Below are 14360 nucleotides of genomic sequence, written 5' to 3'. Positions count from 1 at the left end.
ACTACTCCTACTTATTTAAGTTTGGATATAACCCTTTTGCAAATGCATTTATTCCATCTATTGTTCTTATACCACTACAATACATATCTCCTAGTGGTATAGGGTTTACTCTATTATTTTTAACTGCTTTTAAGCTTGAAAGTGCAGGATTTTTAAGTATTTTATTTACTTCTTCTTGGCCTGCTTTTTCATCTCCTCTGTTCATATAAACAACAAATATTGAATCTGGATTTAATTTTATTAAATCTTCTTCTCCAATATTTCCGCCTTCAGGGTTTAATACTTTACCACCCAATCTAGTTACCATATCTCCACCTAAACTTTTCGCTCCATAAGTATATATTTTCCCGTCCATATACTCTATTATTAAAGTTGTTTGCTCTTTTTGGTCTTTGACACTTTTAGAGACTTCATCTATCTTAGTATTTATTTCATTAGCTATTTTCTCTGCTTTATATTCTACATTAAATATTTTTCCTAGGTTTAATATATCTGTAATTTCATTTTCAACAGTTCTATCTTCAGCTGCCCCACTATTTAAGGCCATATATGTATTTATATTATTTTTATGCCAATAATCAACATCACCTAATCTCTTATCATCAAATATAGAGTACCAAGATAATATAAAGTCTGGTTGCTCCATTAATACAGTTTCTTTATCTGGTGTAAATTGTTCTGAATAATTTATTTTAGAGAAAGCTTTTTTATATTCATCTTTAACTTCATGATCAAGTCCTGCTGCTAATTTTATTTTATCCTCTAACCCTAATGCTAACATAGTTTCTATTGAGTTTTGATATACAGCAACGACATTTTCTGGCTCTTTATCAAAAGTTATTTCTACTGGTTCTTTTTCATAATTATGAGTTGTTATAGTAACTGGATAATGTGAATTTGTTTTACTTGATGCTTGTACATCACTTTCAGTTTTTTCAGTTTTTGCTCCACTACATCCTGTTATTCCTAGTATCATTATAGAACTTAATATTATAGCTATACTTTTTTTCAATTTTTTCATATTATTCCCCCAAATTTCGTCATTTAACTATTGATATTATAGCACACATTTATTTTATTTTATTGTCGAAATTTCCGAAAAATTATGTCATTATTGTGTCATTTTTAGGACATTTTATATAACTTTAATATTTGTTCAAATTTTTTCTACTAATTATGAATTTTTTTTGGATATAAACCTTTTGCAAAAGTTTTTATTCCATCTATTGTTCTTATACCACTACAATACATTTCCCCTAAAGCTATTGTGTTTACTCTATTATTTTTCACAGCATCTAATTCTTTTAATTTATGAGATTTAAGTATCTTATTAGCTTCTTGTGATGGTACATTAGTATCCATTCTGTCCATGTAAACAACAAAAATTGAATCTGGATTTAACTCTATTAACTCTTCTTCTGTTATAGTGTTATTTTCAGATTCTAATAATTTTCCTCCTAACCTAGTTACCATGTCACCGCCTAAGCTTTCTTTTCCATAAGTATATATATCTTTACCCATGTATTCTATTATTAAAGTTGTTTCTTCTTTGGTATGATTTATATCCTTTAAAGTGTTCTCTATTTCATTATTTATTTCTTTAACTATTTTTTCTGCTTTTTCTTCAACATTGAATATTTTACCTAGGTTTATTATATCTGTTATTTCATTTTCAACAGCTCTTTTTTTAGTTATACCACTGTTTAAAGATATATATGTATTTATACCTTTTTCGTTCCAATAGTTTACGTTACCAATTCTATCTTCATCAAATATTGAATACCAAGATAATATAAAATCTGGATTTTCATTTAGTATATCTTCTATATCTGGTACATAATCATTTATGTATTTAATTTTCTTGAACTTATCTTTATATTCATCTTTTATACTATGGTCAAGCCCTGCCCCTAAGACAATCTTATCTTCTAATCCTAATGCTAAAAGTGTCTCTATAGAGTTTTGATATATCGAAACTACCCTTTCTGGCTCCTTATTAAATGTAATTTCTATTGGTTCTTTTAAATGATTATATGTAGTTATAGTTATCGGATAATGTGAGCTTGCAGACTGATTTTTTACTTCACTATGAGTTTTTTTTATATTACTACATCCTGTAGAGCCCATGATTAACATTGAGATTAAAAATAGTCTTATACTTTTTCTAAGTCTTTTCATTATTTGCTCCCCGTATTTGCTATGTTATCCCATAAATTATAACATTTGTTTTTTTATTTTTTTGTCGAAATATGAATAAATAGTTTAATATATAACATTTATACACATAATTTCATTTAAGCAATATTAATTATATATAAAAAGATGAATCCTGCAATTTTGGATTCATCTTTTTATATATACTATTTATTAACTTTCTTATTACGAGCGTAGAATACTCCAGCTATCGCTCCTAATGCAACCAATACTATAACAACTGTTATTATCTTTGAGTTGTCTTGAGTTTCTTTAACTTTTTCTTCTGCTACTTCTTCTTTAACTTCTTCAGTTTTTTCTTTTTCTGCTGGTGCTTCTTCTTTATTATCTTTTTCTGTTTTTTCAGCTACTACTACAGGTGTTTCCATCTCATATTCAGCTTGATGACCATTTCCATCATTAACAAGTAATTTAGCTGCACCATCTATTTCCCCATATTCAAATGAACCATTTTCATCAGTTTTTCCTTCATGTATTTGATTCCCAGCTTCATCATATACTAATACTACAGCATTTTTAGTTGGTGTTCCATCGTCATATGTAACTGAAAATACTGTTCCCTCATTTTCATAGTGTAAACCATGTGCAAATACACCTATTGTGCTTAGTGTAAATGTTGCTGCCATTGTAAGTACTAATAATAATTTCTTTGATCTTCTCATTTTTTCTCCCCTTATTATATATTGTTATTTATAGTTAGAGGTTTTACCTCTCCCTTATCAGTTTGCAATACTGCAAGTATTTGTGGTCTTACACTTACAATAAATTGAACTACAAATCCTGTAAATATTCCCTCTATTATCATAAGTGGTATATGACCATAAATTAACATATGTATAGTTGAAAAAACGCCTATACCAAATTGAGTATTACTTTCAACTAGACTAATTCCTACCCCTAGTACTGTTCCTACAACTGCTATAGAACCTGCTAATACACCACATATAAACTGACTTGATTTTTTTTCACTTATAAGCGGTCTTACTAACCAAAACATAAGCATTGCTGGCAAGGATGTATTTAATACATTTGCACCAAAGCTTGTAAGACCTCCAAATTGAAATAAGAATAATTGAAGTATGAGTGCTAGTGAAATTGATATTGGTGTCCGTCTTCCTAAAATCATACCTATAATTCCTGATAATAGTAAGTGTATTGATGCAGGACCTATAGGTATATGTATCAATGAACCTGTGAAAAATACTCCTGTCATAAGTGCTATTTTAGGTATTTCTTCACTTTTTACTCCCTTAGCAGAATATGCAATTAGCCCTACTGCAGCTATAGTAGTTACAACTACTGTAGGTGTATTTAATACCCCTTCTGAAATATGCATTATATTCCCCCCTCTTTTATAAGAATTCTATTTCCTTCTTTTGCAGTTTTTGGATACATACCAGTATCGGCGAAAATTTCTGCAATAGTAGGTCTTACTAAACCTGACTCTTTCATGAGTTTTTTGTCCTCTAATAGCTTTGTGCTACCTTTAGCTATTATATTACCCTTTTGAATTATAACTATATAATCAGCCCACCAATATGCAATATCTACATCATGTGTGCTTATTAACTGAGTACATCCATCATCTGACAAACTTTTTAGTATTTTAAAGAACTGATTTAGTGATATTGGGTCAAGTCCCGAAAATGGCTCGTCCATAAGTAGTATTTTAGGATTCATAGCAAGTAACCCTGCTATTGCTGCACGCTTTTTCTGCCCTAAGCTTAAGTTACATGGAGATTTATCCTTTAAATTTTCTATATCTACTAATCTTATTGCTTCATCAACCCTTCTTTTAACCTCATCCTTTGGAAGTCTTAAGTTTGTTGGCCCAAAAGCTATATCATTATATACCGTTGTTGAAAATAACTGATTGTCTGGATTATCAAATAATAATCCTACGTCCTTTCTTATTTCATCTATATTTGAATTAGTTATAATTCTACCTAATATATTTATTTCTCCATTTTGTGGCATTATAAGTCCATTTAAATGTTGTAATAATGTGCTTTTACCACTTCCATTTGCACCCAATATTGCAACCTTACTTCCTTTTTTTATATCTATACTCACGTTATTAAGCGCCCTTGTTCCATCTTGATATCTATAAGATAATGAGTTAATCTCTATTGCATTCATAATATCCCCCATTTTATATAGCAAAGTTATCTTTAATAATTTATGTTCCTTATATGTTTTTAACTGTAATTTTTTATAATAATTACTTCTTCATATTTGTAAGTTTTAAATATTACTATCTATCATAACAATAATTATTATTAAAATAATTGATGATAAAAGTTTTATTAAATCATTTTTTGTTATAGGCTTAGGATTATCTACTGGCATAGTTCCACAAAATCCTCTTGACTTCATTGCCTTATACACAGCTTCTGATCTGTCTATTCCTTTGACTATCATTCCACCACACACATTTGCATAAGTATTTATAGTATTTTTGTTTCCCTTTGCCTTAAATAACCTTGATTTAAGTGCATTTTTTATATGTTTGAATTCATTCATTAAAAATGTTGTATATCTTGTTGTTAAAAACAAAGTTGTCATAAATACTGGTGGTAGGTTTAACGAGTTCATGCTATTTAGGTATGTTTGGAATGATTGCGTTGATACTAGAATTAGTATAATTATCGCTGATGCTAATACTCTTAAGCCCAAAATCATAGCAAAATTAACAGCTTCTTCTCTAATATTTAATCCATTACTAAATATTAATGTAATCATTGAAAATATAACAAAAGGTAATACTATCTTTAAACTATTAAATACTTGTTTTATATTTTTATTGGATAACATACATATTACAAATAAACTAATTAATATAATTCCTACAATAATCGGATTGTCTAAAAATAACATGCCTATTAACCATATAAAAGCTGTCAAAGTCTTAGTTTTTGGTTCCCAAGTTTCTAGCCATGTTTTTTTAGAATTTTTGTGTATTTGACTTTGCATAACTTCCTCCTAAACATCTCTTTTGCTTGACTCTTCCCCTTAATTTTAAAATATAATTGTGTCTTTTTTATGTCAAACTTCTGTCATTTTTAGTAAGAATTTAATTTTTAAGATTTTTTGTAATAAAAAAGGAGCATAAGCTCCTTTTTAATCACAATTACAATCACAACTAGAATCCATTATAGTATCACCACAAAAATCATGGCCAAAGTCATTGCATTCACAATCTTGAATATTAAAACCATTATAGTTGTCCATAAAAGTATTATTATTTATATTATTAGAATTAGGATTAAAACTATTATACTTTCTATTTCTTACATTATCATTTCCACTATTTTTATCTATAAGATTTGTTATTAATATAAATATGAATATCTCCATTAAATGCACCTACTTTAATTTTACTTGTAATGTAGTGTAAATATAAACCTAGAACCAACTCCTACCTCAGACTCTACATATATTTTCTCATCTAATCTAGTCATTATCTCAGCTGCTATGGATAGTCCTATTCCTGTTCCTTCTGATTTTCTAGATTTATCTGCTTTATAAAATCTATCAAATACAAATAATAAATCTTCATCCTCTATTCCAGAGCCTGTATCTGACACTATTACCTTAATAAACTCCTCTTCTTCTTCAATTTCTACAGAAACTGTTCCTTCTTCATCTGTAAACTTAAAAGCATTATCTAATAGTATTACAAGTACCTGTATTACTCGGTTATAATTTGTAAATACCTTATTATATTTAACTTCCTCAGATGGTGTTATAAAATTTATATCTAAATCTTCAGCTATTACTTCAAATTTTTCCCTCACTTCTTTTATTATACATCCCATACAAAGTGATTGTTTTTCAATTACTTCATTAGGATTTTGAAGCCTTGATAATTCTAACATATCTTTTATTAAAGCTTGTAGTCTTACTGACTCTCTAAGTATCATGCTATAATATCGTTTTCTATCTACCCAGTCTATCATGTCATCATTTAATGATTCTGCCACTGCTCTAATAGATGTTATCGGAGTTTTTAATTCATGAGATATATTAGCTACATAATCTCTTCGCATTTTTTCTAGTAATTTTATATCTTTATCATTTTGTTCTAATTTATATGATAAATAGTTAAATGCCTTTATTAGCTCTCCAAATTCATCATCTTTACTTTCACTTTCATCTATTCTTTTTGAAAAATCTCCTTTAGACATATTAATAGTAACATCTGTTATATCTTTCAAAGGCTTTAATGTTTTTTTTGTTACTAAATATACAGGAACAGCTGTAGATATTAAAAGCAATATTAAGCTAACTATCAATATGGTATAAAAACTTAGTAAGGTTTTATTTAGTTCACTTTGCGGTTTTATAGCAATTACAGCCCCAAATACTTTTTCATCCTGAATTATAGGTTTGGCTACAAAAATTGAATTACCATCTATTCCATCAACTTTAGTTACGCCTTTTATTGATTCTCCATCTAATATATGTTTTATTTGCTTACCTATTGTTTCATTTACTTTTTCGTAGTCAATATTATGCTTTGACTCATCTATAGTGTAATATCTAAATGCCTGTTTGCCAAGAAAGTCATATCCATTTATTATAATCCCACTTCCTAGTGCTATTTTTAATCGCTCAGCTAATTGATGATTTTCCCCATGATATCTATATATAGTCTCATCTAGCTTTTGTTCAATTTCTTCCATTTCTATTTTTATAAAATACTGCTTGACTATAACACTACAAAATAATATTGAAATAAAGGCAAATACTATACTTGATAGTCCAATAGTCTTATATATTTTCTTAAATAGACACTTACTCATTAAATTACCTCAAACTTATATCCAACACCGTAAATAGATTTTATTTCCCAATCAACTTCAAATTGACTAATTTTTTTTCTAAGTCTTTTTATTTGAGTGTCTACAACTCTTGTATCTCCAAAGTAATCATATCCCCATACTTCTGATAATATATATTCTCTAGTTAAAGTCTTTCCTGAATTAGAAGCCAACATATAAAATGTTTTCATTTCTTTTGGTGTTATACTTACTAAATTACCATCTATATAAACTTCATGACTTTCTATATCAATCTTCAAATTACCTTGTACTATTACATTTTTATGTTTCGAAATATCACTATTTCCACTTCTTCTTAACACTGTTTTTATTCTTGTAACTACTTCTCTTGGTGAAAATGGCTTTGTAATATAATCATCTGCACCTATTTCAAGACCTATTATTCTATCTACAGTTTCCCCCTTGGCTGTAAGCATTATTATAGGTACATTACTATTTTTTCTTATTTCTTTACATACATCAGTTCCAAACATTTTAGGCATCATTAAATCTAATAGTATTAAATCTGGATTATACCTATTAACTTTTTCTACTCCATCTAATCCATCATATGCTGATATATAATCCATTCCCTCAGATTTTAGATACTGACCTATTGTTTCATGTATTGTTTCTTGGTCATCACATATTAAAATAAGTTTTTTACTCAATACACACACTCCCTTAGTAATCTTATGCTTTATGATATTTTTATTATATAATACCTTTTTGTCATAATTTGTATATTCTTGCTTATATACTAAAAATAGAGATTACGATTTATCATATTCTAGATAATATCTAATTTTTATTAGAAAAATTTTTATAGTAAAAGTATAATCACTTTATTTAATCCCTCATTGTAATGTTAACTTTAAATAAAAATTAAAAGAAATACTATGTCCTAAGTGTTACCTTTAAAAATTTACATAAAAATAAATCTTAAGAATATTTTTTCTTAAGATTTATTTTCAGATAGTTATATTTATTTTTAACTTAAAAATGCTGCTCCTATTATACCTGCATCGGCTCCTAAATTTGCACATACTATGTCTGCAAATTCATTGTTTTTAAATACAAGCTGCTCTCTTACTAATTCTTTTAATCCAGAAAGTATAATATCACTAGCTCTTGACACTCCTCCACCTAGTGATATTATATCTGGGTCTAATGTGTTTACTATATTAGCTATTGCCTTGGATAAGTAAAGTTTAAATCTATTTATAGTTTCTACTGCTACTTCATCATTTTCTCTATAAGCATCAAATACTATCTTAGCATTTATATCTTCTAAATTACCATTTACCATATCCAATATTATGCTTGCTCTTCCTTCTTTTATTAGCCTTTGTGCATACTTTATTATGGCTGTTGCCGAGCAGAAAGTTTCCAAGCACCCGTTATTTCCACAATTACAGTCAAAGTAATTCTCACCTATTATAACATGCCCTAGTTCAGATCCCATACCATGTGCACCTGAAAATGCTTTACCATTTATTATTATTCCACCACCTACACCAGTTCCTAGTGTATACATAACAGCACAATTTTTTCCTTTCATACTTCCTGATTTAGCTTCTGCCAATGCTGCAACTGTTGCATCGTTTTCAGCATACACATCAACTTCATTAAATCTATTTTTTAAAGACTCTATAAAATTAACGTCTTCCCAACCTAAGTTTACAGCAGTTGCCATACCTTGTTTATTTATAAAACCTGGTACACCAAATCCTATAGACTTTATATCTCTCATATCTAAATTATTTTCTTTTAGTAATCCCCTCACTAAATATTCTATATCATTCATAACATTTTCAAATCCATCTAAAGAATTAGTCTTACACTCTTTTCTAAAAAGTATTTCACCATTTTCATTAACTATCCCTGCTTGTATTCCTGTTCCTCCAATATCCACTCCTACAAAATACATGCTTCTCCTCCTTAGTAAATCTAATTATAACATGGTAATTTTTTAACTTAATTATATTATAAATGCTACCTTAATTTAATTCTATCTTATATTATTAATTTTTTTACCAAAATTTAAATTATTTATTTTTTTCTAAAAATAAATTCCTTTTCAATTGAAAATACAATCTAAAAAACATTTTCTTTATTATATATTTCCAATGATTTATACTATATAGTATATATAATAACAACTTAAGGGGGTTTATTATGGAAAGATTTGAGAGATTAAAGTTATTTAAAGATATACAAAAAGTATCAGATAAATATAAGAATTTGCAACTTAAAGATGATAATAAAGAAATAGAAGACAATATAAAATTAAATTCACTACTTGGATTTTATAAGGAAAAAATAGATGATATAACAAACCGTTCTAATATTTTGTTAATAAAAACTAAGGATGAATTAAAAGACAAAAATTTTAAAGATATACATAAAGTTTTAGTAGATTTAAATACTTTCTCACTTCAAAAATTTAAATCAGTAAAAGATGAAAATATAGATTCAACTACTGTTATGGCAGTAACTCATGCTACAGTTGATGAACTTAATCTTATAAATGAATCTATAAGAAATAAAGAGTATTTAAACGATAAATATACATACTTTTATATTTATGAAAAAGTTTTATTAAATGCATTCATAACATTCCTGGCTTTAAAGGAGATGGATATGAATAAAAAAACTATCTCAGACCTTTCTCAGGGTATATTTACCCAACTTCAAACATTAGCGATAATATCTATATAAAATTAAAAAATAGGAATGTATTTAAATATATTTCTATTTTTTTATATAATATTTTGTTTTCATATGGTAATTTTTGGGTATGGTTTTTATAGAGGTGAAAAATTATTATGAACAGCATAGACAAAATATTTATAAAAGAATTTCTTTCAAAACTTGACTCAAGTACATTTGAGGTAAAACTTTGGGATGGAGAAGAATTCTTAATTGGGCAAGATGAGCCTAAGTTTAAGGTTTACTTTAATAAGCCAATTAGTAAAAAAGATTTATTAAATAGTACATCGTTAGCTTTAGGGGAAGCATACATGAAAAAAGATATTGATATTGATGGTGATTTACTACTAGTCTTAGATGCTTTATTTAGCTGTCAAAAAGAACATTTTCATACTAACTTTGCAAAATTATCAAAACTATTCCATAAAGCAGGAAATGAAAAGAATCAAAAATTAGAGGTTTGTTCTCACTATGATATAGGAAATGATTTCTATAGCCTTTGGCTAGACGATACTTTAAGTTATTCTTGTGCTTACTTCGAAAATGATGATGATACTTTATACCAAGCTCAAATGAACAAAATACATCATATTTTAAAAAAATTAGATCTATCAGAAGGTGAAACTTTACTAGATATAGGATGTGGTTGGGGATATCTTCTTATAGAAGCCGCTAAGAAATATAAAATTAAAGGAACTGGTATTACACTAAGTGAGGAACAATATAAAAGATTTAATGAAAGAATAGTAGAGGAAGGACTTCAAGACTATTTACAAGTAAAACTTATGGACTATAGAAATCTTGAAACATCTGGTATGATGTTTGATAAAATTGTAAGTGTTGGTATGTTAGAACATGTTGGTCGTGAACACTATGATTTATACTTTAAAAATGTAAATAGTGTATTAAAACCTAAAGGGTTATTCTTATTACATTATATAAGTGGTTTAGTTGAATCTCCTGGCGATGCTTGGATTAGAAAATACATATTCCCAGGTGGAGTTATTCCTTCACTACGTGAAATTATAGACTTACTTCCTAAATATAATTTTTATACATTAGATGTTGAAAGTTTAAGAAGACATTATACTAAAACTTTAGTTGAGTGGTATAAAAACTTTGATAAACAAAGAGATGTTGTAGAGGATATGTTTGATGAAGAATTCGTAAGAATGTGGGACTTATACCTTTCTTCTTGTGCTGCTTGTTTTAATAATGGAGTTATAGACCTACATCAGATCTTAATGAGCAAAGGTGTTAATAATGAAATAAGTATGACAAGAGAATATATTTATAAAGATTAAAAAATGAGTAAATTTTATTCTATAATTTTTTAAATTATATTATGAAATGTGTACATTTTAAAAAAAAGAGACATAGTTTAAACTATGTCTCTTTTATCTTTTGTTATATTTACTTGTTTATAAATTACTTTCTTTTAAACATGTCTTCTATTTTTTGTCCAAAAGTCTTTTTCTTTTCGTGAACATCTTCTCCACATTCTTTAGCAAATTCTCTTAGTATTTCTTTTTGCTTTTCATTTAATTTCTTAGGAGTATCAACTATAACCTTAACATATTGGTCACCTCTTGAGTTACCTCTAAGTCTTGGTATACCTTTTTCTCTTAGTCTAAATACAGTTCCAGTTTGAGTTCCTTCTGGTATTGTATACTTAACTTTTCCATCTAGTGTTGGAACTTCTATTTCATCTCCTAATGCAGCTTGAACAAATGTTATTGGCATATCAAAGTATATGTCAGTTCCTTCTCTTGTAAATAATGGATGAGGTTTAACATTAACTATTATATATAAATCTCCTCTTGGTCCACCTTTAGATCCAACTTCACCTTGACCTGATAATTTTATCATTTGTCCATCATCTATACCTGCTGGTATATCAACTTCTATAGTCTTAACTTTTCTATTATATCCCTTACCGTGACACTTTGGACATGGTGATTCTATAACTTCACCTTCTCCATTACAAGCACTACAAGGTCTACTTGATGCTATATTACCAAATGGAGTTCTTTGAACAGTTCTAACTTCTCCAGTACCATTACATGTTGGACAAGTTTTCTTAGATGTTCCTGGCTTAGCTCCGCTTCCATGGCATTCTTCGCACTCTTCACTTCTATTTATCTTTACAGATACTTTCTTTCCAAATGCAGCTTCTTCAAAGCTTATACTAACACTTTGTTTTATATCTGCTCCACGCTCTGGACCTCTTCTTCTGGCTCTACCACTGCTAAATCCACCTCCGAATATATCACCAAACATGTCACCAAATATATCTTCAAATCCACCGAATCCTTGACCACCAAATCCTCCTTGGCCACCAAATCCTCCTTGACCGTTTACACCATCATGTCCGAATTGATCGTACATTTGTCTTTTACTATCATCTGATAATACTTCGTACGCTTCATTTATTTCCTTGAATTTTTCTTCTGCTTCTTTATCACCAGGATTTCTATCTGGGTGATACTTCATAGCAAGTTTTCTATATGCTTTTTTAAGGGCTTGAGCATCGGCACTTTTATCTACACCAAGCACCTCATAATAATCTCTCTTAGCACTCATTATTTGTCACCACCTTTATTATTACAAAATAATAGCTTGTAGAATATCATACTACAAGCTATTATTATTTTTAAGTATTAGTATATAACTATCTACTTATGAAAAGATACTCTTTTCTATTATATATTAAACTATATATTTTCGTAACCTATTTTTCGTCATTTACTTCTGTGAAGTCAGCATCTACAACGTTATCGTCTTGAGCACCTTGACCAGTTTCGCCACCCTGAGCCCCAGCCTCAGCTTGTGCTTGTTGATACATCATTTCAGAAACCTTATGGAATTTGTTCATAACTTCATCCATAGCTTTTCTTATTTCTTCACCTGTTGACTCTTCTTTATCTTTAACTGCCTTAAGTTCAGCTATTGCAGCTTCTATAGCACTCTTATCTTCAGCGCTTACTTTGTCACCTAATTCATTTAAAGTTTTTTCTGTTTGGTATATAGTTGAATCAGCTTGGTTTAATGCTTCTATTTTATCTTTCTTTTGCTTATCAGCTTCAGCATTCATTTCAGCTTCTTTAACTTTCTTTTCTATTTCTTCTTCACTTAAATTAGTTCCAGAAGTTATAGTAACTTTTTGCTCTTTTCCAGTTCCTAAGTCTTTAGCAGTAACGTGAACTATACCGTTAGCATCTATATCGAAAGTAACTTCTATTTGAGGTATTCCTCTTGGAGCTGGTGGTATATCAGTTAATTGGAATCTACCTAAAGTAGTGTTATCATATGACATACTTCTTTCACCTTGAAGAACATGTATATCAACAGCAGTTTGGTTATCAGCAGCAGTTGAGAATACTTGTGACTTCTTAGTTGGTATTGTAGTGTTTCTTTCTATTATTTTAGTCATTACGTTACCCATAGTTTCTATACCTAATGATAATGGAGTAACATCTAGAAGTAATAAATCATTAACATCTCCAGATAATACACCTGCTTGTATAGCAGCACCTGCAGCAACACATTCGTCTGGGTTTAATCCTTTGTGTGGCTCTTTTCCTATGAATTTCTTAACAGCTTCTTGAACAGCTGGTATTCTTGTAGAACCACCAACTAATAATACATCATCTATATCAGAAGTTGAAAGACCTGCATCTTGTAATGCCCTTCTTGTTGGTTCCATAGTTTTTTCTACTAAATGAGCAGTTAACTCATCAAACTTAGCTCTTGATATATCCATAGTTAAGTGTTTTGGACCTTCAGCAGTAGCTGTTATGAAAGGTAAGTTTACATTAGTTGTCATTGTTGATGATAACTCTTTTTTAGCCTTTTCAGCAGCTTCTTTTAATCTTTGAAGAGCCATATTATCATTTCTTAAGTCTACACCTTCAGCTTTTTTGAATTCTTCAGCTAAGTAGTCTATTAATACTTGGTCAAAGTCATCTCCACCTAATCTGTTGTTACCAGCAGTAGCTAAAACTTCGAAAGTTCCATCTCCTATTTCAAGAACTGAAACGTCAAATGTTCCTCCACCTAAGTCAAATACTAATATTTTTTTATCTTGGTCTAACTTATCCATACCATAAGCAAGTGCAGCAGCAGTTGGCTCATTTATTATTCTCTTAACATCAAGTCCTGCTATTCTACCTGCATCTTTTGTTGCTTGTCTTTGAGCATCTGTGAAGTATGCTGGAACTGTTATAACAGCTTCAGTTACAGGTTGCCCTAAGTAGCTTTCTGCGTCTGCTTTTAATTTTTGTAAGATTATAGCTGATATTTCTTGTGGTGTATAATCTTTACCATCTATATTAACTTTGTAATCTGTTCCCATGTGAGTTTTTATTGATATTATAGTTCTATCTGCATTTGTAACAGCTTGTCTTTTTGCAGGCTCCCCTACTATTCTGTCTCCGTCCTTAGTAAATGCTACTACTGATGGAGTAGTTCTCATACCTTCTGCATTAGTTATTATTTGTGGTTCTCCACCTTCTAATACTGCTACACAAGAGTTTGTTGTTCCTAAGTCAATTCCTATTATTTTTCCCATGACCAAATTCCTCCTAAATAATTTTTTATGATTTTTATTCT

14 protein-coding genes are annotated in these 14360 nt (G+C 29.1%); 2 read left to right on the top strand and 12 right to left on the bottom strand.

Annotation, left to right across the window (positions count from 1 at the left end):
* Window positions 1-7 precede the first annotated feature (7 nt).
* From FRIFI_RS02895 to FRIFI_RS02850, 10 genes are all read right to left on the bottom strand, one after another.
* On the bottom strand, window positions 8-1021 hold the full coding sequence (locus tag FRIFI_RS02895) for an ABC transporter substrate-binding protein (protein ID WP_166504924.1): 1014 nt from the start codon (window positions 1019-1021) through the stop codon (window positions 8-10).
* Between the two features lie 149 nt (window positions 1022-1170).
* Entirely contained in the window at window positions 1171-2178 is a 1008-nt protein-coding gene (locus FRIFI_RS02890; RefSeq protein ID WP_166504923.1) for an ABC transporter substrate-binding protein, read from the bottom strand.
* 182 nt (window positions 2179-2360) lie between these two features.
* Entirely contained in the window at window positions 2361-2876 is a 516-nt protein-coding gene (locus tag FRIFI_RS02885; protein ID WP_166504922.1) for a hypothetical protein, read from the bottom strand.
* A 14-nt stretch (window positions 2877-2890) separates the two neighbouring features.
* Window positions 2891-3550, bottom strand: coding sequence for a cobalt transporter CbiM (gene cbiM / locus FRIFI_RS02880; protein WP_166504921.1), 660 nt, complete (start codon window positions 3548-3550; stop codon window positions 2891-2893).
* On the bottom strand, window positions 3550-4353 hold the full coding sequence (locus tag FRIFI_RS02875; protein ID WP_166504920.1) for an energy-coupling factor ABC transporter ATP-binding protein: 804 nt from the start codon (window positions 4351-4353) through the stop codon (window positions 3550-3552). Before FRIFI_RS02875 ends, cbiM begins: the two co-directional genes overlap by 1 nt.
* Window positions 4354-4458: 105 nt before the next feature.
* Window positions 4459-5187 carry a cobalt ECF transporter T component CbiQ gene (gene cbiQ, locus FRIFI_RS02870; protein ID WP_166504919.1) on the bottom strand — a complete coding sequence of 243 codons (729 nt, stop codon included), beginning with the start codon at window positions 5185-5187 and terminating at the stop codon, window positions 4459-4461.
* A gap of 147 nt (window positions 5188-5334) precedes the next feature.
* A complete protein-coding gene (locus FRIFI_RS02865) occupies window positions 5335-5571 on the bottom strand; it encodes a hypothetical protein (RefSeq protein ID WP_166504918.1) in 237 nt (78 codons plus the stop codon).
* A 20-nt stretch (window positions 5572-5591) separates the two neighbouring features.
* Entirely contained in the window at window positions 5592-7019 is a 1428-nt protein-coding gene (locus FRIFI_RS02860; protein WP_166504917.1) for a HAMP domain-containing sensor histidine kinase, read from the bottom strand.
* On the bottom strand, window positions 7019-7708 hold the full coding sequence (locus tag FRIFI_RS02855) for a response regulator transcription factor (RefSeq protein ID WP_166504916.1): 690 nt from the start codon (window positions 7706-7708) through the stop codon (window positions 7019-7021). Before FRIFI_RS02855 ends, FRIFI_RS02860 begins: the two co-directional genes overlap by 1 nt.
* A 320-nt stretch (window positions 7709-8028) precedes the next feature.
* Window positions 8029-8967 (bottom strand): ROK family protein, encoded by a 939-nt coding sequence (locus FRIFI_RS02850; RefSeq protein ID WP_166504915.1) that lies wholly within the window; start codon window positions 8965-8967, stop codon window positions 8029-8031.
* A 248-nt stretch (window positions 8968-9215) separates the two neighbouring features.
* Here FRIFI_RS02850 and FRIFI_RS02845 point away from each other — a divergent pair, with 248 nt between their 5' ends.
* Window positions 9216-9758, top strand: a complete 543-nt coding sequence (locus FRIFI_RS02845) for a hypothetical protein (RefSeq protein WP_166504914.1) — start codon at window positions 9216-9218, stop codon at window positions 9756-9758.
* Window positions 9759-9865: 107 nt separating this feature from the next.
* Window positions 9866-11053: an SAM-dependent methyltransferase gene (locus FRIFI_RS02840; protein ID WP_092927158.1), complete on the top strand. Its 1188-nt coding sequence runs from the start codon at window positions 9866-9868 to the stop codon at window positions 11051-11053.
* A gap of 124 nt (window positions 11054-11177) precedes the next feature.
* On the opposite strand, the gene dnaJ is transcribed toward FRIFI_RS02840, so the two are convergent.
* The gene (dnaJ, locus tag FRIFI_RS02835) at window positions 11178-12332 is read right to left on the bottom strand and encodes a molecular chaperone DnaJ (RefSeq protein WP_166504913.1); all 1155 of its coding nucleotides are present in this window, start codon (window positions 12330-12332) and stop codon (window positions 11178-11180) included.
* Between the two features lie 148 nt (window positions 12333-12480).
* Complete coding sequence (gene dnaK / locus FRIFI_RS02830) at window positions 12481-14319, bottom strand: molecular chaperone DnaK (protein ID WP_166504912.1); 1839 nt, start codon at window positions 14317-14319, stop codon at window positions 12481-12483.
* Window positions 14320-14360 lie beyond the last annotated feature (41 nt).

Source organism: Romboutsia hominis (assembly GCF_900002575.1).
Classification (GTDB): Bacteria; Bacillota; Clostridia; order Peptostreptococcales; family Peptostreptococcaceae; genus Romboutsia_C; species Romboutsia_C hominis.
This window is presented reverse-complemented; position numbering and strand designations above follow the sequence as displayed.

Excerpts from the sequence above, each read along its gene's own strand:
- FRIFI_RS02895 (WP_166504924.1), bottom strand. The coding sequence starts at position 1,021 with ATGAAAAAATTGAAAAAAAGTATAGCTATAATATTAAGTTCTATAATG.
- FRIFI_RS02890 (WP_166504923.1), bottom strand. The coding sequence starts at position 2,178 with ATGAAAAGACTTAGAAAAAGTATAAGACTATTTTTAATCTCAATGTTA.
- FRIFI_RS02885 (WP_166504922.1), bottom strand. The coding sequence starts at position 2,876 with ATGAGAAGATCAAAGAAATTATTATTAGTACTTACAATGGCAGCAACA.
- cbiM (WP_166504921.1), bottom strand. The coding sequence starts at position 3,550 with ATGCATATTTCAGAAGGGGTATTAAATACACCTACAGTAGTTGTAACT.
- FRIFI_RS02875 (WP_166504920.1), bottom strand. The coding sequence starts at position 4,353 with ATGAATGCAATAGAGATTAACTCATTATCTTATAGATATCAAGATGGA.
- cbiQ (WP_166504919.1), bottom strand. The coding sequence starts at position 5,187 with ATGCAAAGTCAAATACACAAAAATTCTAAAAAAACATGGCTAGAAACT.
- FRIFI_RS02865 (WP_166504918.1), bottom strand. The coding sequence starts at position 5,571 with ATGGAGATATTCATATTTATATTAATAACAAATCTTATAGATAAAAAT.
- FRIFI_RS02860 (WP_166504917.1), bottom strand. The coding sequence starts at position 7,019 with ATGAGTAAGTGTCTATTTAAGAAAATATATAAGACTATTGGACTATCA.
- FRIFI_RS02850 (WP_166504915.1), bottom strand. The coding sequence starts at position 8,967 with ATGTATTTTGTAGGAGTGGATATTGGAGGAACAGGAATACAAGCAGGG.
- FRIFI_RS02845 (WP_166504914.1), top strand. The coding sequence starts at position 9,216 with ATGGAAAGATTTGAGAGATTAAAGTTATTTAAAGATATACAAAAAGTA.
- FRIFI_RS02840 (WP_092927158.1), top strand. The coding sequence starts at position 9,866 with ATGAACAGCATAGACAAAATATTTATAAAAGAATTTCTTTCAAAACTT.
- dnaJ (WP_166504913.1), bottom strand. The coding sequence starts at position 12,332 with ATGAGTGCTAAGAGAGATTATTATGAGGTGCTTGGTGTAGATAAAAGT.
- dnaK (WP_166504912.1), bottom strand. The coding sequence starts at position 14,319 with ATGGGAAAAATAATAGGAATTGACTTAGGAACAACAAACTCTTGTGTA.